Below are 24242 nucleotides of genomic sequence, written 5' to 3' on the forward strand. Positions count from 1 at the left end.
CATGAACCCCCTTGCCAACGACGCCGACAGCGATATCGCCGCCGCCACAGCCCAGTCGATCTTCGACGGGGAGGGATTGCCGTTTCCCCCGGTGCCCGCACCGTTGGCCGCCAGGTTGAAGCAACAGGGGCCAGGGTGGTTCGCCACGTGCCCCGTGGCGTCGTCCCCCTACGACTTCCACCATTTCGTGCAGGAGTCCGAAGCGCAGTCTGACCTGGCGGATTACGCCGTGGTGGGCTTCGACGGCCATGGCACCAACAGCTGGGCGGTGCATTTCTACCTGGTTGGCACCGGCATCGCGCTCTTCGTCAAGCTGCCCTGGGGCGGGGCCTACATGGACCCCGAGCCGGCGCGGGCGCACATCGCCGAAATATTCGACTGGACCGCTGCACTTCTGTCCCGGCTGCAACAAGCCGAGACGGCGGGCCGCATGCCGCCTGGCCTGCGGCTCCAGGTGGCCGCGAGCAAGTTCGGCCACGCGGGCTGGCGCTGGCTCGGCACGGGCCAGGAGGCGGCCCAGGTGCCGTGGAACCCGCCGTCCGGCATGCGAGCGGCCCTGCTGCAGGAGCTGGACGATGTCATCGCCGGCCGCAAGGTACTGACGGCGCAGCGGTCTTGATGCGGCGCTGAGCGGCGGGGGCGATCGCGTTTTCGCCTGCCAGTCCGGCGCTTCGCGGCGGCGCGTGCGGCGAGAGCCTCGCACCGACAGACTCTTGGGCGCCCATCGGTTTTGGTGCCAGAAAGGGAGTCATTTGTTCGACCACTCACATCGAATCAACCGGGGCGCTACCGTGCCTGCGGCCACTCGCATCCCGACGGATACCGGGCCGTCCACCCCGGCATCGAATTCGCCGGCCTTACAGGACGCGCCTGAGGGGTTGCGCAACGCGCGCAACCGGCCCCAAGGGCCTTCAGGGCAGCGCTCTCCCGTGCGCAGCCGCTTGCCCGGGGTGCCGGGCGGCCATGCGCCAGCCGCTCACGCGGCGTCGGCCATCGGTTCGCCGTCCGCCCCAGCCGCGACAGCGCATCACCTGCCCGTCACCCGGCGCCGCGGCGAGATCGAATCGCAGTCTTCCGAAGGGAATTCGCCACCGCGGCAAGCATCGGGCCAACGGCCTTCGCAGCGAAGCTCTCCCCAGCCGGAAGGATCGTCGGCGCCGCAGCGAGAGCGAGAGAGGGCCGAACGCGAGCAGCAGGTGCGCAAGGCCCTGCCCGGTGGGGGCGCGGCCATGAAGCGCTTGAAGGAGCGGGCGGCCAGACAGAAGCCGGCCACGCTGGGCGACAAGATGCGCGCTACCCTCCAGGGCGTGCCCAAGCCCATGACAGACCAGCGCCGCAAGGCGTTCGAAGCCCTGGTGCATGCCGATGTGATGGCCTTGGCGGGCACGGGCCGGATGGCGCCCTTGTCGGCGGCAGACACGATGCGGGCTGCGGTGCAGGACGGGGTCCTGGGCCAGGGCGTGCTGGAGGAAGACCGGCAACTGCTGCTGGACGTGCTGGAGCGCTTGTCCATCGATCACCTCTACGGGCGGCTGAAACTCAAGAAAACGGCCGAGACGCTGCCTGCCTTCACCGATGCCCAGGTGCATACCCCGCCCACCCGGATGGGCGCGGGCAAGTTCAACACGGTCTTTGCGGTCAAGCTCAACCATCCGGACGGCTCCGTGTTCAATGGTGTCTTCAAGCCCCTAAGAACCAAGGCGCGCGGGTTTGCCTCCGGGATGAGCGGCATCCCTCGGGACGATCCGCAGACGGCCATGCGCAACCTCTCGACGCTCGCCTATGCGAAGAAGCTCGGGTTCGACGTGATCGTGGACACGCGCGTGGCGCTGCTCGACGTCGGTGCCGGCCCGGTGAAGCCGGCCCTCGGCCTGCTCATGGAGAAAGCGCGAGGCGTGCCTGCGGCCAAAACGAAGTCGGACATTCTGAACCGGCCGCAGGTGTGTGCGGAGTTGACCAAGCTCCAGTTGCTCGACCACCTCACGGGGCAAGGCGATCGCCACCTCAACAACTACTTCATCCACATCCACGGCGATGGACGTGCCAGGGTCACGGGCATCGACAACGACCAGTGCTTCGGCCACAAGCTGACCGACCCTGCCGGCATCCAGCGGGTCAGGGGCGATCCTTCGCGCAAGGGGTTTCGCGGCACGGGGCTGCCCCCGGTGGTGGACGTGGACATGGCGCGCGCCATCGATGCGCTCACGCAGGATGACATCCGTTCGATGCTGGGCGACAAGCTGGACGAGGCCGAAGTCGGGGCGTCGATCCAGCGCCTTCAGGGCGTCAAAAGCCACATCGCGCAATTGCGCAAGCAGGGCCGGGTGATTGGTCCGCAGGCATGGCGCCAGCCATGGGTGCAGGCGCTGCTGGCTCCGGAAAACAGCTACGTGGGGCGCCAGCGCGACCGGGCGCTGAAAAAAGAGGCCGAACTGGCGCGTGCGCAGATGGACAGCGATAGCGACGGCTCAGACAGCTGGGCCTCGATGGGGCCGGTGTTTTTGTGAACCCGCTGCGAAGCCCGGTGCCTGGCCTGTGCCGCACATCTTGACGGCAGAACGCATTGCTAGGGCGGGCTGGCCAAGGTCACAGGCATCGACAACGACCAGTGCTTCGGACACAGAAGCTCCGATCCCGCCGGCACGGGCATGGCGGTGCGCTTTCGCCACCCAGGCCGGCGCTTCGCAACCCGGCACCCTCCAGCGCTTGTCCGCTCACATACTCCCGATGCCATCCTGCTTTTTGGGGGCAGAGAGAAAGATTCGTTTTGCCAGAAAGTCCTTTTCGGATCACTCGCAGTTCCAACCTCGGTGCGCGGCGCTCCGACCTTGATGCTGCGCCGCCCCCACCCGCGTCGCCGTCACCGGGTGTGCTGCAGGGGCCGGCCGGGCTGCAGGGGCGTTCGCCGGAGCGGCCCCGCGGAATCGCCGGGCAGCTGTCCCCCTTGCGCAGTGCGGTCCCCGGCGCGCGGGAGGGCAACCCGCCTGCAGTGGCCGACCGGTCCGGTGCGGCGTCGCCTTCCATATCGCCGTCTGGCACGGCGCATCCTTCGTCCACGATTCTTTCACGGCATTCGAGCAGCGAAATCCAGCCAGGGCCAGATACCCACCTCGTGCCGCCCCGCGCGATGCTGGGTGATTTGTTTGCGCAGGCACGCCTGCAAGAGAAATCCGAACGCGATCAACTCCTGCATTCGGCCCTGCCCCATGGAGGCGCAGCGATGAAGCGGCTTTTGGACCGTGCGGCCCGAAAGCACCCGGCCACGATGGCCGAGAAGTGGCATGCACGTCTGAACGGATCGCCAAAGCCCATGGAAGGCCAGCGAAGAGCGGCTTTCGTGGCGCTGGTGCGAGCCGATGCGATGGCGGTGGCCAGGGCCGGCCAGATCGACGCACGCGTCGCGGCGGACAGGATGCGTGCGGGGGTCGAGGACGGGACGTTGGGCCAAGGCATCCTGGCGCAAGACCGTGAGTTGCTGCTGCAGGTCCTGAGCGAATTCGTGGACCCAGCCGAGCATCTCTACCAGCAATTGAATTTGAAGTTCACGCCCGACACCCGGCTGGCCTACACCGACGCCCACGTGCTGGAAGCGCCAACGGAGCCGACAAAGGGCAGCTACAACAAGGTCTTTGCGCTGAAGGTCATGAATGCCGATGGCGTGGTGCAGGACAAAGTCTTCAAGCCCCTCAAGGCCGCCGAGAAAAACACGATCGGCTTGGTGACCGGCATTCCCGCGGACGATTCGCAAACGGCAATGCGCAACATCGCGACGGTGTCCCTGGCAAAGAAGCTCGGCCTCGATGTCGTCGCAGACACGCAAATGGCGCTGATCGACACGGGGCGCGGTCCGCTGGACCCCGATCTGGGACTGATCATGGAGCGTGCAGCTGGCACGCAGGCCCGATTCGTTGATCCTGACGTTCTGGCTCAGCCGGCTGTTTTCGCGGAGGTGACCAAGCTCCAGTTGCTGGATCACCTGACAGGCCAGGTGGACCGCCATCCCAACAACTATTTCATTCACGTCGGGCCGAATGGCGATGCCAAGGTCACGGGCATCGACAACGACCTGTGCTTTGGCAAAAACCTGACCAGCCCTGCCGACATTCAACGGATCGAAACGGATGATCGGTTCATGCCTTTTGAGGGCACCGACCTACCGCCTGTGATCGATGAAAGCATGGCGAGATCGATTCAGGAGCTTACTGAAGATGACCTCCGTTCGATCCTTTCAGACAAGTTGAACGAGGACGAGATCGACGCCGCTGGCAGCCGCCTGGAAGGGCTCAAGAATTACGTCATCAGCCTTGATTTGGCGGGCAAAGTCATTAAGCCGGATCAATGGGCCGACCCGCAAGTGCAGCAACTCTTCACCGCGAAAAATAGCTACATCGGCCGCGAGCGTGTCAGTCACAAGGTCTCCTAGCGTCCAGCGCGAGCCCCTGCCTCGGTTCACAGGTCGGTGGGCAGCGGCCCCGCATTCATCAGCCGGGGTGCGTTCGCCCCATGGAAGAGCCTCGCCGGCGCATCGCCCAGCAGCGTGCGCGCATTGCCTTGCAGGCGCAGCCCCGTGCCTTCGGGCAGGCCCAGCACACGGGTTTCGGGGTTGAGCGTGCAGAATTCCTGAAGGCGTTCCTGCCGTGTCTCGCCACGGTGGCCAGGCGGGTGGGCCTCGGTGTAGTGCGCGTTGATCTGCCAGGGCACCAGGCCCATCGCGTCCAGGCCGCCGGGATCGGTGATGGGCATGTCGTTGGTGGTGCGGATGGTGGGGCAGGCGATGTTGGAGCCCGCGCTCCATCCCAGGTAAGAGGCCGCGCCTGCCCGCACGCGCTCGGCCATGGCCGCGAGCAGGCCCTGGCGGCGCAGATGGCCCAGCAACGCGAAGGTGTTGCCGCCACCCACCACGATGCGCTGCGCGCCCTGCACGGCGGCCAGCGGATCGGCGGCATGGTGCACCGACCGCACCTGCAGCCCCAGCGGCTGCAGGGCCCGCGCGACCAGCGCTTCATAGTCGTCCCAGCCGCGCGTGACGCCGGCGAACGGGATGAAGAGCGCGTCGCCGCCATTCGACCCCTCCTGGCCGGCGGCGGTGGGCAGCGCTGCCCAGTCGCGGACCCAGTCGAGGGCGTGGGTGAGATAGCCTGCGTCGCTGCTGGAGTTGCTCAGGAGCAGAAGATTCATGGGGTGTGTTCCGGTGGTGGTGTCCCGTGGGATCGTGGGAGAAGAAGACAAGCCATCGGCCTGCAAATCGAATGCTATCAAATAGATAGCTATGTACCGTTGATTTTATTGCGCTGGAGGCCTTTTTGATCAAGAGCCGCTGCCGCGCTGGCGCAGCACCACGGTGATCTGGCCATTGGTCTCGATGGTCGCGCGCTCCACCTCGTGCAGGTGCAGGCTGCCTCCCGCGCGCAGGGCGGCGGCCAGGTCTTCGGTGGAGATGAGTTCCTTGCGCATCAGCGCCTCGTTCACCTGGCCGTGGCGTACCAGCACCTCGGGCTTGCCGTCCACCAGGTGGGCCAGCCCCTGGAACCGGAAGGTCAGCTGCGCCAGCAGCACGTGGCAGACGATGAGGGTGACTGCGGAGATGAGCCCACCCACCAGGGAGTTGTCGCCCGCGTTCATCGAGTTCTGCACGGCGTTGGACAGCACCAGCAGCAGCACCAGGTCGAACGGGGCGGTCTGTCCAGTCTGCCGCTTGCCTGTCAGGCGAAGAAAGACCAGCAGGAAGAGATACACGATCACCCCGCGCACGATGAATTCCCACCAAGGCACGCTCATTGCCAACATTGCCATTCTCCGGTTGAGCCCGACGTGGGCGGGGTGCAGTGTGCCATCTGCAAGAATGCGCCCCTCGGGCCCGTGCCGGGCCGCTTTCGCGCATTCCGCTCCCGGTACCGGTACCGCCTTCCGTTTTCGTTCAAGCAAAGGACCGCCATGCAGCGTCGCACCTTCCACCACCGCGCGGGCGCCACGGCGCTGGCCCTCTGGCTGCTGGCCGCCCGCGGCCAGGCGCAGGCGCTGTCGCTGGGAGACCTCTCCAGCGCCGATGCCGCCAGCGGCGTGAGAACCGCGCTGGCGCAAGGGGCGCAGGCCGCCGTGGCGCTGCTCGGGCGGCCGGACGGCTTTCTGGGCAACCCGCAGGTGCGCATCGCCCTGCCCGGCAAGCTGGAAAAGGCCGCGGAGCTGATGCGCCGCTTCGGCCAGGGCCGGCGCATCGACGAGCTGGTCACCTCCATGAACCGCGCGGCCGAGCAGGCCGTGCCCATGGGCCGCGACCTGCTGGTGGGCGCCGTGCAGACGATGACCGTGACCGATGCCAAGGCCATCCTCGCGGGCGGCGAAACGTCGGTGACGGAGTTCTTCGCGCGCAAGACCCGCGTGCCGCTGGGCGAGCGGTTCCTGCCCGTGGTGGACCGCGCCATCGAGCAGGTGGGGCTCATGCAGCAATACAACGCCTTCGCCAGCAAGGCCGCGGGCTTCGGCCTGATCCGCCAGGAAGACGCCAACCTGTCGCAGTACGTCACGGGCAAGACGCTGGACGGGCTGTACCTGATGATCGGCGAAGAAGAAAAGAAGATCCGCCAGGACCCGGTCGGCTCGGGCAGCGCCATCCTGCGCAAGGTCTTCGGGGCGCTGCAATGACGGGGGCGTGCCAGTGAGTCCCTCCGCCCTGGCGAAGCCGCCCGTGGTGTCCGATGGCACGGTCGCCTGCCCCTGCGGCCGCGTTTCACCGCAACGCCGGGTGCTGGCCTATTCCGATTGCTGCGACCGCTACATCGACCACTTCGAGACCACGCCCGCCCCCGATGCCGAAAGCCTGATGCGCTCGCGCTACACCGCCTTCGTGCGCGAACACGCCCCGTACCTGCTGGCCACTTGGGATGCCACCCATCGCCCTGCGCGGGTGGATTTCGATCCCGGCGTGCGCTGGCTGGGCCTGGAGGTGCGCGCGCACCGCTGCCCGGACGGCGAGCGCGCCGAGGTCGAATTCGTCGCACGCCAGCGCATGCCGGGCGGCCGGGCCCACCGCCTGCACGAGCTGAGCCGCTTCGTTCGGCAGGACGGGCGCTGGTTCTACGTGGACGGCGACCTCCGCTAGCCGCTGCCGCATGCCCGATCGCTCCAGCGGCGCGGCGCCGCCCGTTTCCCCGTCTCACGCCACACCGGGGGAGCCCGCGTCCCAGACCGACGAGGCCGGGCAGGCGCTGGACCTGGCCGTGCGCCGCCGGCTGCTGCAGTCGCTGGCCACGCGTGGTTCCTCGGAGATCGCCGCCATCGTCATCCCCGGCGTGCTGGTGGGGTTTTACAGCCGCTCCGCATCGCCATGGCCGCTGATCGCCTGGTGGGTGCTTTTCGGGATCGTGGCCATGGGGCTGCTGCGGCTGCGCAGGGGGCTGCAGCGCGATACCCCGTTGCCCGATGCGGTGGCCGTGCCCAAATGGGAGCGCATCTTCCATGGGCTTTCCGTGGTGACCGGGCTGATGTGGACCTTGCCCGTGTTCCTGACGATGTCTGCGGCCACGCTCGAATTCCGGCTCTTCCTGTACATGGTGCTGTGTGCGGTCATCGCGTCGGCCACGACGTTTCTCGCCCCGGTGCCGGGCATCTTCTGGCGCTATTTCGCGGCCAGCTACCTGCCGCCCACGCTGGCGATCTACTGGTACTTTCCGCAGCGCTGGCACTACCTTTTGCCGCTGATGCTGCTGTATGGCGCCGTGCTGTGCCGCCATGCCTGGGGCTCGCGCCGCTTCGTGGTGCAGCAGGTCGAGATGGAGCGCCAGCGCGCCGAACTGGCCGAGCAGTACCGCGCCGCCAAAGAGGCGGCCGAGCGCGCGCTGGAAGAAAAGAACCGGTTCATCTCCACCGCCAGCCACGACCTGCGCCAGCCGCTGCACGCCATGGGCCTGCTGGTGGAAACGGCCCTGCAGCGCAACGGCGACGAGCGGCTGGCCGCCGTGCTGCAAGACGTGCAGGGCTGCGTGCGGTCGCTGAACTTCATGTTCAACGCCTTGCTGGATCTGTCGCGCATCGAGGCCGGGACGTTTTCCGTGCGGGAGGACAACGTGTCCCTGTCCGCGCTGTTCGACGACGTGGCCACCGTCTTCGCGCCGGACGCGGCCTTGCGCGGCCTGCGCCTTCGGCTTCATCTGCCGCGCCACCGCGAGGCCACGGTGCGGGGCGACCCGGCGCTGCTGCGGCAGATGGTGTTCAACCTGGCGCAGAACGCGCTGCGCTATACCGCGTCGGGCGGGGTGCTGCTGGGCGCACGGGCCCGCGGCGACCGCTGGCGCATCGAAGTGTGGGACACCGGCGCGGGCGTCGCCCCCAAGGACCGCCACCGCATCTACGCGCCGTTCTATCGCAGCGAGCATGCGCGGGTGCAGCAGGCCGAGGGGCATGGGCTGGGCCTTTCGGTGGTGGCGCGCTCGGCAGGGTTGATCGGCGCAGGGTATGGTTTTGAGTCCACGCCCGGCCGTGGCTCGTGCTTCTGGCTGGAACTGGCCGCGGCCCCGCCCGGCGACGCGCTGCCCACCGACCCGATGCTGCAGCCCGCCGCGCCCTGGGCCGAGCGCATGGCATCGCTGCACGGGCGCTGCCTGCTGGTGGAAGACGACCCGCAGATCGCCAGGTCGCTGTCCCAGTTGTTGCGGTCGTGGGGGCTGGAGGTGCAGAGTCCCGCCACCGGGGCGCAGGCGATGGCCTGGCTGGACGGCGGCTTCGTGCCCGATGCCGTGCTGTGCGACCAGCGGCTGGGCGCGGGCGAGAGCGGATTCGACGTGCTCCAGGCCCTGCTGGCGCGCTGTGGCCACGCGCGCGGCGCCATGGTGAGCGGCGAGCATGACGCGCCGGCGCTGCTGGAGGCCGAAGAAGAAGGCTATCTCGTGTTCCGAAAACCCCTGGCCCCGCAGGCGCTGCATGCGGTGCTGTCCCGCTGGCTGGCGCCTGCGGCGCCCTAGTTCAGCGCGGGTAGGGCGAGGCTGGCAACTCCAGCCGCACGCCGCGCAGCTTGGCGATGGCCTCGACCCGGTTGCGCGCCTGCAGCTTGTGAAGGATGGCCGTCACATGCTCCTTGACGGTGTGTTCGGACACGTTCAAGGCCGTTGCGATCGGCCGGTTGGGCAGGCCTTGCAGCAGCATCGCCAGAATCTCGCCCTGCCGCGGGGTCAACCCCAGTTCGGCGGGCGACAGCGGCACCTCGCGCGCCAGCGGCGCGTCGGACACCGGCACGGCGCCGTCTGCCGCCATGTCGAACCACGTGCCACCGTCGAGCACTTCGGTCACCGCCGCTGCGAACACCTCGGGCACTTCCTGCTTGTGCACGAAGCCGTGGGCACCGGCGGCGCGCGCTTTCAGCACGACGGCAGGGTGGCTGTCGCCGCTCACCATGAGCACGCGGGTGGAGGGCGCAAGTGCCAGCACGTCGCGGATGAACAGCGTGGTGGCCCCATCGGCCAGCCAGAAGTCCACCAAAGCGATAGCAGGCGCGCCGCGCTGGGCAATGGTGCGAAGCGCTTCGGGCGCGCTGCCCGCGCTCACCGCATCTTCCAGTTTCTTGTGTAACCGCAGGAACGCGGTCATGCCGTGCGCGACGAGGGGATGGTCATCGACCACCAGCCCATAGTTGTCGCCACCAGGGCGCAAAGGTTCAGACAAGCTCAAGAAAATTTCCGTGCCGGTGCAGTTCGCCGCCCTCGGGCTGTGCTGCACCGTGTAACAAATACCCCCCTGCAGAGGGGTGGGGCATGGGATGCACTGTACTAATAATCAGCGGCATTTTGACGCCGAGCCGGGCGATATCGCCCTCGGCTGTTGCTTTGCTGCCAGTCACCCCGACGCAGGAACGTGCCGGTGCCGCCGTGCCGGACCACGCGCGTTCGCTGCGATCGTGGGTGTTCTCCCCCTTGGGTGGCCACCTTCTCATTTCCATCTTTCACACGGAAAACACCATGAACACTGCGAATCTGACCCGCCTGGCTGCTACCGCCTTGATCGCCTCCTTGCTCGCTGCCTGTGGCGGCAGCGACGGCAACGGCGACCCCACGGCGCCAGGGGTGCCCGGCGCACCGGCACCTGCCCCGGCCCCATCTCCTGCCCCAGCGCCTGCGCCCGGGACCGATCCGACCACTCCCGCGCCGGCCCCTGCGCCGGCTCCGGCCCCAGCCAACGTGACGGGCCAGTACCGCCAGGAAAGCGCTGCCACGACGATGGATGCCGCCCTGGCGGCCATGAACGCACAGGGTGCCCAGGGCTATGCGTACCTCGCCACGCTCGCCGTCAATCCGGGCACCGCCTCACAGGCGCTGGGCAGCTTCTACCTGCAGGACACGGCCCATACCGGCTCGCGCCTGCAGTACCAGGCCATCGCCCAGCCCGCGACGGCGGACGCGCTGCTGGCGCTGCTCAACCAGCAGGGTGCCAACGGTTTTGCGTACAAGGCGCCCATGTCGTTCGGCTCGGCGTCGGACGCCCGGGGGATCTTCGTGAAAGACACGACCAAATCGACGACCTTCACGTATGAAAAGCTGCCCATCTCGTCCACGCTGTCCAGGGACGCGTTCGTGGCCCAGCTCAATGCGCAGGGCGCGCGTGGCTTCCGGCTCGTGGGGCCCATGACGGCGGGCAATGAGTTCTTCAACGTGTATGTGAAGGATTCTTCGGCCAACACCTACGCCTATGTGGGGCTGGACGGCTTGCAAGCCACCGGCGCAGCCTATGGCAATGCGCTGCGCCAGCGGCTGGACGAGCAGGGTGGCCAGGGTCGCCTGTGGGTCGGCGAATTCGTGCTGCAAGGCAATGCCAGCGTCAGCATCTTCGAGAAAAGCGCGAGCCAGACCGGCGCCATTCGCTACAGCGTGGACCCTGCGAGCGCCAGAACGACGCTGGAGCAGGTGCGGGCCGAGCTCAATGCACGGGCTGCGCAGGGCTTCTTTTATTACAGCGATGTGGCTTCCGTCGATGCGTCCTCCACCTCCACCTCCATCGCCTCGTTCACGGTGTCGATGAGTGGGGCGGAGTCGGTGCGCAACCCCTTGGCGGGCATCGCCTATCCTTGAAGTCGGTGGTGCCTGGGCAGCCATGCCAGGCGGGGTTGGCTGAAGCACTCCAGCGCTTGCGGTAGATTGCAGGGCTTTTCTGGCGCCCCATGCGCCTGCCCTGCCGGGCGCTTCTGCCCCATCCTTCTGCCATGCCCCATTCCTCCCTGCGACCCGCCTACGAGGCCGTTCTGTTCGATTGCGACGGCGTGCTCGTGGACAGCGAGGCCATCACCCACCGCGTGCTGCGCGACCGGCTCGAAGCCTCCGGCTGGAAACTCTCTGCGGAGGAATGCATGGCCATTTTTTTGGGCAAGGCGGTGCGCAGCGAGGTGGCCCGCATCGAGGCCGAGACTGGCCAGCCGTTGACGGATGCGTGGATGGCCGATTTCTATGCCCGCCGCAACGACGCGCTGCAGGCCGAGCTGGGGCCCATTCCAGGCGCCCTCGACGCCGTGCGCGCCGTGCATGCGCGGCTCGGTGGCCGCATCGCCTGCGCTTCGGGCGCGGACCGCTTCAAGGTCGAGCTGCAACTGGCCAAGGTGGGCCTGACGCCGTTCTTTCAGGGCAGGGTGTTCAGCGGCCATGAAATGCCCCGCACCAAGCCCGCACCCGATGTGTACCTGGCCGCCGCCGCAGCCCTGGGCGCAGACCCGGCGCGCTGCCTGGTGGTCGAGGACTCGGTCACGGGCGTGCAGGCCGGTGTGGCGGCAGGCGCCACGGTGATCGGCTACAGCCCCTCGCCTGTCGGGCACTGGGCGGTCCAGGATCTGCGCGCGGCGGGGGCGGCCCATGTCATCGCCCACATGTCGGAGCTGCCTGCGCTGCTGGGCTGAGCGGGCCTGCAAAAGCGCAGGCTGCAGCGGGGAGGGCACGGTCTTCGCTTCAAGCAGGCCACCGTACTGCGTACTGAAACAGCCCCGGCGGCGCTTCACCCCCCGCTCGCCAGGCGGGCGGCGCGGCGAAACGCGGCAGGCGACTGGCCGGTCCAGTCGCGGAACGCGCGGATGAAGCTCTTTTCGTTCATGAACCCGGCTGCCTGCGCCACCTGCTTGATCGGGCGGTCGGTGCGGTGCAGCAAATCGATGGCGCGGTGCTGACGCACCTCGTCCTTCAATGCCTGCAGCGATGCGCCTTCTTCCTTGAGCTGGCGGTGCAGCGTGCGTGGCGACAGGTGCAGCCGTTCGGTCAGGGCCTGTGCGCCGTACAGCGCGCCCGAGTCCGCAGCCAGCACCTGCCGCACGCGCTGTACCAGCAGGCGGTCGCGCCGGTATTGGCGCACGGTGAGCGGCAGGGCGCGTTGCAGCATGGTGCGCAGCGCCTCTTCGTCGCGCCGCAGCGGCAGGGCGAGGTAGCGCGCATCGAAGCGCAGGACGGCCTGCGGCGCCTCGAAGGCGATGGGGCCGGCGAACAGCAGCGGATAGACCGCCTGGTGCGGCGGCGGCGCGAAAGGAAAGTCCGCCCCCTGCAGCGGCAAGCGCGAATCGATCAACCAGCACGCCAGTCCCAGCGCATTGCGCAGCATCGACACGAGGCAGAACTCGCGCAGCGTGCCCAGATCGCGGTGCTCGTTGATCGCCAGCGTGGCGGTGGCGCCGTCGCTCGTCAGGGTGAGGGCGATGTCGTCGGTCAGCAGGCCATGGTGGCGGCACCAGCGCTGCAAGGCCAGGCCCAGGTGCGGCGCGCTGATCGAGGCGCGCGCCAGCATGCCGTAGCTGCCCCAGGGCAGGCGCCGGCCGAACCAGCCCAGGGCTTCGTCGTCCAGTTCGCGCATGGCGCCGTCGGAAAGCTGCTCCATCTGCAGCGCGGTGATGCGCCCGTGCGGGTTGCCGATCTCCGGTGGCGTGATTTGTGCCTGCCGCAGCACCGCCGATGCGTCCATGCCCCGCAGGGCGTAGGCCTGCATGATCGCGCGAACGAAAGCCATCGGTGTCGCCGCTGCGGGCCCCTGAGTGCTGGACGGGGCGGAGTCGATGGGGGTGGCGGGCATGGCTGCGAGTGTGCCTGCGCTGGCGCATATTGCAACCTTTGTGACCCCATCTGTCATGCTGCGGGGTCTGTCGCGGGCGTATGCTGCGGCCCATCGCCGTCCCCCGGCCGGGCCGGGGGCGCGCAAACGAGGAGACATTCCATGGATCGAGTGAGCCCGACCGCCCCGTTGACCTTCGCCCAAGCCAGGGGCTCCACGGCGGAGCCCCTGATCGAGCAGGCCATCGGCGCGTTCTTCGCCGGCATGGCGCAGCGCCAGCCCGACCGCGAGGCGCTGGTGAGCGCGCACCAGGGCCTGCGTTACACCTACGGCCAGTTGCACGCCGAGGCGCGCCGCCTGGCCAGTGCCTTGCTGGGTCTGGGCCTGCAAAAGGGCGACCGGGTCGGCATCTGGTCGCACAACAACGCCGAATGGGTGCTCATGCAACTGGCCACCGCGCAGGTCGGACTGGTGCTGGTGAACATCAACCCCGCCTACCGCACGGCGGAGGTGGAATACGCGCTCAACAAAGTCGGCTGCAAGGCGCTGGTGACCATGGCGCGCTTCAAGACGAGCGACTACCTGGGCATGCTGCGCGAACTGGCCCCGCAGTGGGCCGCCGGCACGCCGGGCGAGTTGCAGGCCGAGCGGCTGCCGCAGCTGCGCAGCGTGGTGTGGATCGACGGCGGCAGCGAGGGCACCGCCGACGAGCCCGGCCTGCTGCGGTTTTCAGAACTGATGGCGCGGGGCGACGCGCAGGATGCGCGCATCGACGCCGTCGCCGCCACGCTGGATGCGAACGATCCCATCAACATCCAGTTCACCAGCGGCACGACCGGGTTTCCGAAAGGGGCCACGCTCACGCACCGCAACATCCTCAACAACGGTTTTTTCATCGGCGAATGCATGCGGCTCACGCCCGAAGACCGGCTTTGCATTCCCGTGCCGCTGTACCACTGCTTCGGCATGGTGCTGGGCAACCTGGCCTGCATGACGCACGGCGCCACCATCGTCTATCCGAACGACGGGTTCGATCCGCTCAAGGTGCTGGAAACGGTGCAGGCCGAGCGCTGCACGGGCCTGCACGGCGTGCCCACCATGTTCATCGCCGAGCTCGACCACCCGCGCTTCAAGGAGCTCGACCTGTCCACGCTGCGCACCGGCATCATGGCCGGCTCGCCGTGCCCCATCGAGGTGATGAAGCGGGTGGTGAGCGACATGCACCTGTCGGAAATCACCATCGCCTACGGCATGACCGAGACCAGCCCGGTGAGCTGCCAGAGCAGCACCGAGACGCCGCTCGACAAGCGCGTGTCCACCGTCGGCCAGGTGCAGCCGCACCTGGAGATCAAGATCGTCGATCCCGACATGGGTGCCGTGGTGCCCGTGGGCGAGCGCGGCGAGCTGTGCACGCGCGGCTACTCGGTCATGCACGGTTATTGGGACGACCCGGCCAAGACGCGCGAGGCCATCGACGAAGCGGGGTGGATGCATACGGGCGACCTGGCCACCATGGATGCCGAGGGCTACGTGAACATCGTCGGCCGCATCAAGGACATGGTGATCCGCGGCGGTGAGAACGTGTACCCGCGCGAGATCGAGGAGTTCCTGTACCGGCACCCGCAGGTGCAGGACGTGCAGGTGGTGGGCGTGCCCGATGCCCGCTACGGCGAAGAGCTGTGCGCCTGGATCATCCCCAAGCCCGGTGCGGCGGCGCCCACCGAAGACGACATCCGTGCGTTCTGCAAGGGCCAGATCGCGCACTACAAGGTGCCGCGCTACATCCGCTTCGTCGCCGAATTCCCGATGACGGTGACCGGCAAGATCCAGAAATTCAAGATCCGCGACGCCATGAAAGAACAGCTCGGCCTACAGGAAAGCACCACCGCATGATTCTCGAATCCCAACTCAATCCCCGCTCGGCCGACTTTCTGGCCAATGCCGCCGCCATGCGAGCGCTGGTCGAAGACCTGCGGGCCCGCACGGCGCAGGTGGCGCAGGGCGGCGGCGAGGCCGCCCGCGCCAGGCACACCGCCCGCGGCAAGCTGCTGCCGCGCGACCGCGTGCAGATGCTGCTGGACCCCGGCACGCCGTTTCTCGAACTGGCACCCCTGGCCGCGCTCAACATGTACAACAACGACGCGCCTGGCGCCGGCCTGATCGTCGGTATCGGCCGCGTGAGCGGCGTGGACTGCATGGTGGTGTGCAATGACGCCACGGTGAAGGCCGGCACCTACTACCCCATGACCGTGAAGAAACACCTGCGCGCGCAGGAGGTGGCCGCGCAGAACCACCTGCCGTGCATCTACCTGGTGGATACCGGCGGCGCCAACCTGCCCAACCAGGACGAGGTGTTTCCCGACCGCGACCACTTCGGCCGCATCTTCTACAACCAGGCGCACATGAGCGCCCAGGGCATCGCGCAGATCGCGGTGGTGATGGGCTCCTGCACGGCGGGTGGGGCCTACGTGCCCGCCATGAGCGACGAATCCATCATCGTCAAGAACCAGGGCACCATCTTCCTGGGCGGCCCGCCGCTGGTGAAGGCCGCCACGGGCGAGGTCGTCACGGCGGAAGACTTAGGGGGCGGCGACGTGCACACGCGCCTGTCCGGCGTGGCCGACCATCTGGCGCAAAACGACCTGCACGCCTTGCAGTTGGCCCGCAACGCAGTGCGCAATTTGAATAGAAAGAAGGCTGATGCCGCCGTATCCATTGTGCCGATAGCTCCTAAATTAGGAGCGCAAGAGCTGTACGGCGTGATTCCGGTGGACACGCGCAAGCCTTTCGATGTGCGCGAGATCATTGCCCGCATCGTGGACGGCAGCGAGTTCGACGAGTTCAAGGCGCGTTACGGCAGCACGCTGGTCACGGGCTTTGCGCGCATCGAAGGCATGCCCGTGGGCATCATCGCCAACAACGGCATCCTGTTCAGCGAGTCGGCGCTCAAGGGCGCTCACTTCATCGAACTGTGCTGCCAGCGCAAGATCCCGCTGGTGTTCCTGCAGAACATCACCGGCTTCATGGTGGGCCGCAAGTACGAGAACGAGGGCATCGCGCGCAACGGCGCCAAGATGGTCACGGCCGTGGCCACGGCTGCGGTGCCCAAGTTCACCATCGTCATCGGCGGCAGCTTCGGCGCCGGCAACTACGGCATGTGCGGGCGGGCGTATTCGCCGCGCTTTCTGTGGATGTGGCCCAACGCGCGCATCTCCGTCATGGGCGGCGATCAGGCGGCCAGCGTGCTCGCCACCGTCAAGCGCGACGGCATCGAGGGCAAGGGCGGCCAGTGGAGCGCGCAAGAGGAAGAGGCCTTCAAGGCCCCGATCCGCCAGCAGTACGAGAGCCAGGGCCATCCCTACTACGCCACCGCGCGGCTGTGGGACGACGGCGTGATCGACCCCGCCGACACGCGTCGCGTGCTGGCGCTGGGCCTGTCGGCCACGCGCAATGCGCCGATCGAAGACACGAAGTTCGGCCTGTTCCGCATGTGACCCGCGCGTTGCCCTGGACCCCACCATGACCCTTCACCGAAACGCCCTGGCCTGGCTGCTGCGCTCCGCGCTGCTGCTGGGCGCCGTGCCCGCGCTGGCGCAGCTGGCTCCTTCCGCTGCGCCCACGCTGGACGCCACGCTGCGCGAGCAGATCGTGATGGTGCCCAAGGGCGAGGGCCTGCTGGCCACCGAGCTGGAAACCACCGTGTACCGCCCGGCAGGGATGGGACCGTTTCCCGTCGTCGTCATCAATCACGGCAAGGCCAACGGCAACCCGCGCCTGCAGGAGCGGTCGCGCTACCTGGCGGCCGCCCGCGTGTTCGTGGAGCGCGGCTACCTCGTGGTGATCCCGATGCGCCAGGGCTTCTCGCACTCCACGGGCGCCTACCTGGGCAGCGGCTGCAACGTGGAAGGCAATGGCCGCACGCAGGCCGAGGACGTGCAGGCCGCGCTGACCTACGTGCGCCGCCTGCCGGACGCGGACAGCCAGCGCATCGTGGTCGTCGGCCAGTCGCACGGCGGCCTGACCACCCTGGCGCTGGGCACGCTGAACCCGCCCGGCGTGCGCGGGCTCATCAATTTCGCCGGCGGTCTGCGGCAGGAGCAATGCCCCGGCTGGGAAAACAACCTGGCCAGCGCCTTCGGTGCCTACGGCCGGAGCACGCGCCTGCCGTCGCTGTGGTTCTACGGGGACAACGATTCGTACTGGCCCACCTCGCTGTACCGCGACATGTACGCGCGCTACGTGGCGGGCGGTGGGCGGGCGCAGCTGGTGGCGTATGGCAGGTTCGGAGCCGATTCGCACCGGCTGTTCGCCTCGCAAAGCGGCGTACCGATCTGGCTGCCGGAGGTGGAGCGCTTCCTGGACGGCCTGGGCCTGCCGTCCCGGCCCGTGACGCACATCCTGCTGATGCCGCACGACAGTCCCGTGCCCCAGGCCACCGACGCCTACCCCGCCACCGATGCGTCGGCCATTCCCTACGTGCGCGACGCGGCGCGGGAGGGCTACCGCAAGTTCCTCGCAGCGCCATGGCCCCGGGCCTACGCCATCGCGCCCAGCGGCGCCTGGGCCTACTACTACGGCCGGGCCGATGCCATGGCCGCGGCGGTGGCCCGCTGCAACGAAAACGCCAAGGCGGCGACCTGCCATTTGTATGCCGTGGACGATCACGTCGTGTGGGAGGCGCCATGAGGCCCGCCCATTCGCCCGCCGCACCCGTCCGGTCGCATCCGCGTCCGGCTTTTTCTCCAGAGCATCGAGAACCCCACCCATGAACTCCGTCCAGACGGCCTACGACGGCGCTGTGGCGCGCATCACGCTGGCCCAGCCCGAGCTGCGCAATGCCTTCAACGACGAGACCATCGCCGCGCTCACCGCCGCGTTCGCGCAGGCCGGCGCGCGCGACGACGTGCGTGCCGTGGTGCTGGCCGCGCAAGGCACGGCCTTTTGCGCCGGCGCCGACCTGAACTGGATGCGCCGCATGGCCGACTACACGCGCGATGAGAACCTGGCCGATGCCGGCGCGCTGGCCGAGATGCTGCGCACGATCTACGAATGCCCCAAGCCCACCATCGCCCGGGTGCAAGGCGACGTGTATGCCGGCGGCATGGGCCTGGTGGCTGCCTGCGACATGGCGGTCGCGGTCGATACCGCGGGCTTTTGCCTGTCTGAGGTGAAACTGGGGCTCATCCCCGCCACCATCAGCCCGTATGTGATCCGCGCCATGGGCGCGCGGGCGGCACACCGCTATTTCCTGACCGCCGAGCGTTTCGGGGCGGCCGAGGCGCTGCACCTCGGGTTCGTGCATGCCGTGGTCGAGTTCGAGCAGCTCGACGACACCGTGGAGTCCTGGCTCAAGGCCCTCACCAGCGCCAGCCCGGCGGCGGTACGCGCCTGCAAGCGCCTCGTGCAGGACGTGGCCGGCCGCGACATCGACGCCGCGCTGATCGCCGCCACGGTCGAAGGCATTGCGGACATCCGCGCGAGCGACGAAGGCCGGGAAGGCGTGCAGGCCTTCCTGCAAAAGCGCAAGCCGTCCTGGCTCCCGGCGCAGGGCTGACCGGAACCGCCATGGATGCGCTCTGGCTGAACATCGTCCAGTGGCTCCACACCGTGGGGCTGCATGTGGGCGGCGATACCGCCCGCGACGTGGCGGCCGGCGCAGCCCATGCCACGGCCGCGCTGGACCTGCCGGGCCTGATGGCCCTGGCGGCCGCGCTGGGCTGGGCCAGCGGCTTTCGCCTCTATGCCGTGGTGTTCATCGTGGGGCTCATGGGTGCGGGCGGCTGGCTGCCTTTGCCTGCCGGCCTGCACGGGTTGCAGCATCCCGCCGTGCTCGCCGTGAGCGGGCTGCTGCTGTGCGTGGAGTTCTTCGCCGACAAGGTGCCCTGGCTCGACAGCGCCTGGGACGCCGTGCACACCTTCATCCGCATTCCTGGCGGCGCGCTGCTGGCTGCTGGCGTGTTCGGTGCCGACAACGCCACCATGGGTCTCGTCGCCGGGCTGCTGGGCGGCTCGCTCTCGGCCACGGCGCTGGCCACCAAGATGGCCACGCGCGCCGCCGCGAACACCTCGCCCGAGCCGTTCTCCAACTGGCTGCTGTCGTTCTTCGAGGACGGCCTGGTCGTGGCCGTGGTGTGGCTCGCCACGCAGCACCCGGTGCTCTTCGGCTTCGCACTCTTGGTGATGCTGGTGGTCTCGGTCCTGCTGCTGGTCGTGCTCTTCAAGTTCCTGCGCGCCGTGCTGCGGCGCGTGTCGTCTTTCTTTTCTGGTCCTGCGAAGGTGGTTTGAATGTTCCAAAAAATCTTGATCGCCAACCGCGGTGAAATCGCCTGCCGGGTGGCTGCGACCGCGCGCCGCCTGGGCGTGAAGACCGTGGCCGTGTACTCCGACGCCGATGCGGGCGCCAAGCACGTGGCCGCGTGCGACGAGGCCGTACACATCGGCGGCAGCGCGCCCAAGGACAGCTACCTGCAGTGGCAGCGCATCATCGATGCCGCCCAGGCCACGGGCGCGCAGGCGGTGCACCCCGGCTACGGCTTTCTGTCGGAGAACGAAGAGTTCGCCCAGGCCTGTGCCAACGCCGGGCTGGTGTTCATCGGCCCCCCGCCCTCCGCCATCCAGGCGATGGGCCTGAAGGCCGAGTCCAAGCAACTCATGGAAAAGGCCGGCGTTCCGCTGGTGCCCGGATACCACGGCGCCGACCAGGACCCCGCCTTGCTGCAGCGCGAGGCGGACCGCATCGGCTATCCCGTGCTCATCAAGGCCAGCGCGGGCGGCGGCGGAAAGGGCATGCGCGCGGTGGACCGGTCGGAAGACTTCGCGGCCGCGCTGGCGTCGTGCCAGCGCGAGGCCATCAACAGCTTCGGTGATGACGCGGTGCTCATCGAGAAATACGTGCAGCGCCCGCGCCACATCGAGATCCAGGTGTTCGGTGACACGCTGGGCAACTGCGTGTACCTGTTCGAGCGCGACTGCTCGGTGCAGCGCCGCCACCAGAAGGTGCTGGAAGAAGCCCCCGCGCCCGGCATGACGCCCGAGCTGCGCGCCCAGATGGGCAACGCCGCCGTGGCCGCCGCGCGGGCCGTGAACTACGTGGGCGCGGGCACGGTGGAATTCATCGTGGAGCAACGGACCAGCGGCGCCATGCAGTTTTTCTTCATGGAGATGAACACCCGCCTGCAGGTCGAACACCCGGTGACCGAAGCCATCACCGGCCAGGATCTGGTGGAATGGCAATTGCGCGTGGCATCGGGCGAGCCGCTGCCCCTTGCGCAGGACCAGTTGCGCATCACCGGCCATGCCATCGAGGCCCGCATCTGCGCCGAGAACCCCGACAACAACTTCCTGCCTGCCACCGGCACGCTGCATGTCTACCGCAAGCCGGCCGCCACCAGTTTCGAGCGTGCGCCGCTGCACGGCGTGGGCGCCGGGGTGCGCATCGACGACGGCGTGCGCGAGGGCGACGCGATCAGCCCGTTCTACGACTCGATGATCGCCAAGCTCATCGTGCACGGCGATACGCGCGAGCAGGCGCTGGCGCGGCTCGACGAAGCGCTGGCGCAGACCCGCATCGTGGGCCTGTCCACCAACGTGCAGTTCCTGCGCCGGGTGGCGCGCACCGGTTCGTTCGTGCAGGCCAACCTCGATACCGCGCTGATTCCGCGCGAGCAGGCCGTGCTGTTCCACCAGGAGCCGGTGGGCCTGCCGCTGGCTGCCGCTGCGGCCGTGGCACAGACGCTGCTGCGCGAGCGGGCGACCGAAGGGACCGACCCGTTCAGCCGACGCGATGGCTGGCAATCTCACGGCGTGACGCGCCGCCCGTTCGCGTTCGAGTTCGGCGGCCAGCCCGTGAACGCCTGGCTCACCTACGGCGCTGGCGGTGCCATGCTGCTGGCGGTGGGCGAGGGGGATGCCGAGGTGGCCGGGCCGCTGGCCTTTGCAGCTGAGGGCGAAGGGATGGACCTGCGGTTTGCCGGCCAGCGCACGCGCACCGTGGTGCATGCGCAGGGTGAGACCGCCCACGTCTTCACGCCGCACGGCGCCACGCAGATCGTTGCCATCGACCTGCTGGCCCATGCGGGCGAGGTCCATGCCGAAGGCGGGCGCCTCACCGCACCCATGCCGGGCAAGGTGGTGTCGTTCGCGGTCAAGGCGGGCGATACCGTGACCAAGGGCCAGGCGCTGGCCGTGATGGAAGCCATGAAGATGGAACACACCATCGCCGCACCCGTGGACGGCACGGTGCAGGAACTGCTCTACGCCCCCGGCGACCAGGTGACAGAAGGGGTCGAGCTGCTCAAGCTCTCGCCCGCGTGACAGCGCGCAGCATGCACTCGCGCTACGCTTTCGCGCCATGAACATCACTTTCTGCTGTACCCACACCAAGGCCGATCCCTGGCTGCAGGGCCTTCAGGCCGCACTGCCCGAAGCGAAAGTCACCGTCTGGCAGCCCGGTGCGCCCCCGGCCGATTTCGCGGTGGTGTGGGCACCGCCCCAGCAATTCATGGACGAGCAGGCCGGGCTCAAGGCATTGTTCAACATCGGTGCGGGCGTGGACGCGCTGCTGGCCTTGCGCCTGCCTGCTGGCGCTCAAGTCGTGCGGCTGGACGACGCAGGCATGGCCGTGCAGATGGCCGAGTACGTCTGCCATGCGGTGATCCGCCACTTTCGCGAGTTCGACGCCTACGAAGCCGACATGCGCGCCGGTGGCTGGGCCTTTCGCCGGCCGCGTCTGCGCGGTGACTTCCCCGTCGGGGTGATGGGCCTGGGCGTGCTGGGCGAGCGCGTGGCCAAAGCGCTCGCGCAGTTCGAGTTTCCGGTGAACGGCTGGAGCCGCTCGCCCAAGGCCATCGAAGGCGTGAAGGCCTTCCACGGCGCGGGCGGGGCAGAGGGCTTCGATGCATTCCTGGCCGCCAGCCGCGTGCTGGTGAACCTGCTGCCCTTGACGCCCGATACACAGGACGTCATGAACCGCAGCACGCTGTCGCGCCTGCAGCCGGGCGGCTACGTGATCAATGTGGCGCGGGGCGCCCATCTGGTCGAGGAAGACCTGATCGCGCTCATCGATGCGGGCCATCTGGCAGGGGCTGCGCTCGACGTGTTCCGTACCGAGCCGCTGCCTGCCGAGCATCCGCTGCGCACGCACCCGAAGATCACGACCACGCCCCACACCTCGGCCCGCACGCTGCGCGAAGAAAGCATTGCCCAGATCGCGCGAAAGATCGCCGCACTGCAGCGCGGAGAGCCGGTCGCCGGCATCGTGGACCCTCGGCGCGGCTATTAGCCGACGCTGGCTTTCACGCTCCCCTGGAACCCATCACAGCAGGAATTTTTCCCATGAGCAGCAGCATTCCTTCCCGCGTCAGACTCGTCGATGTCGGCCCGCGCGACGGCCTGCAGAACGAGAAATCGCCCGTGCCCGCCGCCGTCAAGATCGGCCTCGTGCACCGGCTGCAGACGGCCGGCCTGACCGAGATCGAGGTCACCAGCTTCGTGTCGCCCAAATGGGTGCCGCAGATGGCCGACAACGTGGAGGTGATGGCCGGCATCGAGCGGCAGCCCGGCGTGCGCTATTCGGTGCTCACGCCCAACCTCAAGGGTTACGAGGCCGCCGTGCCGACGCGGCCCGACGAGATCGTCGTGTTCGGCTCGGCCAGCGAAGCGTTCAGCCAGAAGAACATCAACTGCAGCATCGCCGAGAGCATCGAGCGTTTCGCGCCCGTGGTCGAGGCGGCGCGCGCGGTCGGCATTGCCGTGCGCGGCGCCATGAGTTGCACCGTGGGCTGCCCGTACGAAGGCGAGGTGGCCCCTGAGCGCGTGGCCTACCTGGCCGGCCTGATGAAGCAGATCGGCGTGCAGCACGTGGGCGTGGCCGACACCATCGGCGTGGGTACGCCGCGCAAGGTGCAGCGCGCCATGGAGGCCACCCTGCAGCACTACGGCATCGACGCGGTGTCGGGCCACTTCCACGACACCTATGGCCAGGCGCTGGCCAACACGCTGGCCTCGCTGGAGATGGGCGTGTGGCAGTACGACACCTCGGTCGCGGGCCTGGGCGGCTGCCCCTACGCCAAGGGGGCCACGGGCAACGTGGCGACCGAGGACGTGGTCTACATGCTGCATGGCATGGGCATCGACACGGGCATCGACCTGGACAAGCTCATCGATGCGGGCGCGTACATCAGCGACTTCCTGGGCCGCCCGTCCAACTCGCGCGCGGCCAAGGCGCTGCTGACCAAGCGGCTCGGCTGACCTGCCGCAACGGCGTCAGCCGCCGGCCGTCAGCTGCCCTGCAGCGGCGCCGCCACGTTCTGCAACTGCTCCTTGAGGTGCACTAAAAAAGACTGCGCGGCGCGTGACAGCGTGCGGCCCATCAGCGTCTGTACCTCGATGTTGCGCAGGTCCAGCCCACGGTCGCGCAGGCGCACGCAGGCCATTTCCTCGCGCTCGATCTGGTAGCGCATGGTGATCTCGCCGGAGATGGAAACGCCTTCGGGCTCGTGCTTGACGAAGCCGAACAGGCTGGCGATGTAGTTGCTGGTGAGCACCGGGTCGATCTGCACCTTCTGGCGGCTGCAGGCGATGTCGAAGAGCTGCCGCACGGTGGTGTCGGGCTCGGGCAGTGCCACCGGATAGTTCTGCAGTTGCGACAGGCTGACCTGCTGAAAGCGCGTCAGCGGGTGGCCTCGCTGCACCACGGCCATCACCGGCGAGGGCTGCAGCAGCTCGATGCGGATGTCTTTCTCGGCGTTGCGGCTCATGGTGATGCCGATGTCCGCATCGCCCAGCAGCACGCGGCGCGTGCTTTCAGCCGGCGGGAATACGCCCAGGTGGAACTGAATGCCCGGGTGCCTGCGGCGAAAGTCGCTGATGAGCCGGGGCAGGAACTCGAGCGCGAATCCCTCGGACGATGCCAGGCGCACCCGCCCGCGCTCCATGCCCTGCAACGCCTGCATTTCATGCACCACGCGCTCCGCATCGTGGGCCGACTTCTGAGCATGCACCGCCAGCAGTTCCCCTGCCGCGCTGGGCACCATGCCGCGCGCGTGGCGGTCGAACAGCGATGCACCCAGCAGGTCCTCCAGGTGCGCGATGTGCCGGCTGATGGCCGACCCCGCCACGTTCAATCGCTGCGAGGCCTCGCTGATCGAGCCGCAGCGGACCACCTCGAGGAAGTAGCGCAGGGCCGTGTCCTGCAACTGGCGGGCGACGATTTGCGAGCGTTTCATGGCGGGTGGCGCAGG

Annotated in this window: 21 protein-coding genes; 16 read left to right on the top strand and 5 right to left on the bottom strand. The window is 68.2% G+C overall.

The window, feature by feature from the left end:
- Position 1 precedes the first annotated feature (1 nt).
- From AVHM3334_RS13070 to AVHM3334_RS13080, 3 genes are all read left to right on the top strand, one after another.
- Positions 2 to 619 carry a hypothetical protein gene (locus AVHM3334_RS13070; protein ID WP_284412878.1) on the top strand — a complete coding sequence of 206 codons (618 nt, stop codon included), beginning with the start codon at positions 2 to 4 and terminating at the stop codon, positions 617 to 619.
- Between the two features lie 310 nt (positions 620 to 929).
- Positions 930 to 2507 carry a hypothetical protein gene (locus tag AVHM3334_RS13075; protein ID WP_284412880.1) on the top strand — a complete coding sequence of 526 codons (1578 nt, stop codon included), beginning with the start codon at positions 930 to 932 and terminating at the stop codon, positions 2505 to 2507.
- A 437-nt stretch (positions 2508 to 2944) separates the two neighbouring features.
- Positions 2945 to 4423: a hypothetical protein gene (locus AVHM3334_RS13080; RefSeq protein ID WP_284412881.1), complete on the top strand. Its 1479-nt coding sequence runs from the start codon at positions 2945 to 2947 to the stop codon at positions 4421 to 4423.
- 26 nt (positions 4424 to 4449) lie between these two features.
- Here the strand turns inward: AVHM3334_RS13080 and pepE are convergent, their stop codons facing one another.
- A complete protein-coding gene (gene pepE, locus AVHM3334_RS13085; protein WP_284412883.1) occupies positions 4450 to 5178 on the bottom strand; it encodes a dipeptidase PepE in 729 nt (242 codons plus the stop codon).
- Positions 5179 to 5307: 129 nt separating this feature from the next.
- Positions 5308 to 5787 carry a DUF421 domain-containing protein gene (locus AVHM3334_RS13090; protein ID WP_284412885.1) on the bottom strand — a complete coding sequence of 160 codons (480 nt, stop codon included), beginning with the start codon at positions 5785 to 5787 and terminating at the stop codon, positions 5308 to 5310.
- 147 nt (positions 5788 to 5934) lie between these two features.
- Here AVHM3334_RS13090 and AVHM3334_RS13095 point away from each other — a divergent pair, with 147 nt between their 5' ends.
- From AVHM3334_RS13095 to AVHM3334_RS13105, 3 genes are read left to right on the top strand one after another with little or no spacing between them, the layout of a single operon-like run.
- The gene (locus AVHM3334_RS13095; RefSeq protein WP_284412887.1) at positions 5935 to 6642 is read left to right on the top strand and encodes a DUF4197 domain-containing protein; all 708 of its coding nucleotides are present in this window, start codon (positions 5935 to 5937) and stop codon (positions 6640 to 6642) included.
- 7 nt (positions 6643 to 6649) lie between these two features.
- Complete coding sequence (locus AVHM3334_RS13100) at positions 6650 to 7099, top strand: YchJ family protein (RefSeq protein WP_284412889.1); 450 nt, start codon at positions 6650 to 6652, stop codon at positions 7097 to 7099.
- A 10-nt stretch (positions 7100 to 7109) separates the two neighbouring features.
- Entirely contained in the window at positions 7110 to 8957 is a 1848-nt protein-coding gene (locus AVHM3334_RS13105; protein WP_284412892.1) for an ATP-binding response regulator, read from the top strand.
- A gap of 1 nt (position 8958) precedes the next feature.
- On the opposite strand, the gene AVHM3334_RS13110 is transcribed toward AVHM3334_RS13105, so the two are convergent.
- Entirely contained in the window at positions 8959 to 9660 is a 702-nt protein-coding gene (locus AVHM3334_RS13110; RefSeq protein ID WP_284412894.1) for a LuxR C-terminal-related transcriptional regulator, read from the bottom strand.
- A 287-nt stretch (positions 9661 to 9947) separates the two neighbouring features.
- Here AVHM3334_RS13110 and AVHM3334_RS13115 point away from each other — a divergent pair, with 287 nt between their 5' ends.
- On the top strand, positions 9948 to 11054 hold the full coding sequence (locus tag AVHM3334_RS13115) for a hypothetical protein (protein WP_284412896.1): 1107 nt from the start codon (positions 9948 to 9950) through the stop codon (positions 11052 to 11054).
- A gap of 131 nt (positions 11055 to 11185) precedes the next feature.
- Positions 11186 to 11869: an HAD family hydrolase gene (locus tag AVHM3334_RS13120; RefSeq protein ID WP_284412897.1), complete on the top strand. Its 684-nt coding sequence runs from the start codon at positions 11186 to 11188 to the stop codon at positions 11867 to 11869.
- Between the two features lie 95 nt (positions 11870 to 11964).
- Here AVHM3334_RS13120 and AVHM3334_RS13125 read toward each other — a convergent pair whose 3' ends face one another.
- Positions 11965 to 13023 (bottom strand): AraC family transcriptional regulator, encoded by a 1059-nt coding sequence (locus tag AVHM3334_RS13125; protein ID WP_284412898.1) that lies wholly within the window; start codon positions 13021 to 13023, stop codon positions 11965 to 11967.
- A 141-nt stretch (positions 13024 to 13164) separates the two neighbouring features.
- Between AVHM3334_RS13125 and AVHM3334_RS13130 the strand changes: the two genes are divergently transcribed.
- From AVHM3334_RS13130 to AVHM3334_RS13165, 8 genes are all read left to right on the top strand, one after another.
- Positions 13165 to 14895 carry an AMP-binding protein gene (locus AVHM3334_RS13130; protein WP_284412899.1) on the top strand — a complete coding sequence of 577 codons (1731 nt, stop codon included), beginning with the start codon at positions 13165 to 13167 and terminating at the stop codon, positions 14893 to 14895.
- Positions 14892 to 16496, top strand: a complete 1605-nt coding sequence (locus AVHM3334_RS13135) for a carboxyl transferase domain-containing protein (protein WP_284412900.1) — start codon at positions 14892 to 14894, stop codon at positions 16494 to 16496. Before AVHM3334_RS13130 ends, AVHM3334_RS13135 begins: the two co-directional genes overlap by 4 nt.
- 25 nt (positions 16497 to 16521) lie before the next feature.
- Positions 16522 to 17688 carry a dienelactone hydrolase family protein gene (locus tag AVHM3334_RS13140; protein WP_284412902.1) on the top strand — a complete coding sequence of 389 codons (1167 nt, stop codon included), beginning with the start codon at positions 16522 to 16524 and terminating at the stop codon, positions 17686 to 17688.
- A gap of 79 nt (positions 17689 to 17767) precedes the next feature.
- Positions 17768 to 18556 carry an enoyl-CoA hydratase/isomerase family protein gene (locus tag AVHM3334_RS13145; protein ID WP_284412904.1) on the top strand — a complete coding sequence of 263 codons (789 nt, stop codon included), beginning with the start codon at positions 17768 to 17770 and terminating at the stop codon, positions 18554 to 18556.
- A gap of 11 nt (positions 18557 to 18567) precedes the next feature.
- Positions 18568 to 19287: a DUF4126 domain-containing protein gene (locus AVHM3334_RS13150; protein WP_284412905.1), complete on the top strand. Its 720-nt coding sequence runs from the start codon at positions 18568 to 18570 to the stop codon at positions 19285 to 19287.
- Positions 19288 to 21315: an acetyl/propionyl/methylcrotonyl-CoA carboxylase subunit alpha gene (locus AVHM3334_RS13155; RefSeq protein WP_284412907.1), complete on the top strand. Its 2028-nt coding sequence runs from the start codon at positions 19288 to 19290 to the stop codon at positions 21313 to 21315. It abuts the gene before it with no gap.
- A gap of 37 nt (positions 21316 to 21352) precedes the next feature.
- Complete coding sequence (locus AVHM3334_RS13160; protein ID WP_284412908.1) at positions 21353 to 22282, top strand: 2-hydroxyacid dehydrogenase; 930 nt, start codon at positions 21353 to 21355, stop codon at positions 22280 to 22282.
- A 53-nt stretch (positions 22283 to 22335) separates the two neighbouring features.
- Entirely contained in the window at positions 22336 to 23250 is a 915-nt protein-coding gene (locus AVHM3334_RS13165; protein ID WP_284412909.1) for a hydroxymethylglutaryl-CoA lyase, read from the top strand.
- A 29-nt stretch (positions 23251 to 23279) separates the two neighbouring features.
- Here AVHM3334_RS13165 and AVHM3334_RS13170 read toward each other — a convergent pair whose 3' ends face one another.
- Positions 23280 to 24212: a LysR family transcriptional regulator gene (locus tag AVHM3334_RS13170; RefSeq protein ID WP_284412948.1), complete on the bottom strand. Its 933-nt coding sequence runs from the start codon at positions 24210 to 24212 to the stop codon at positions 23280 to 23282.
- Positions 24213 to 24242: the final 30 nt, after the last annotated feature.

The sequence above is a fragment of the Acidovorax sp. SUPP3334 genome (assembly GCF_030159055.1).
Taxonomy (GTDB): domain Bacteria; phylum Pseudomonadota; class Gammaproteobacteria; order Burkholderiales; family Burkholderiaceae_C; genus Paracidovorax.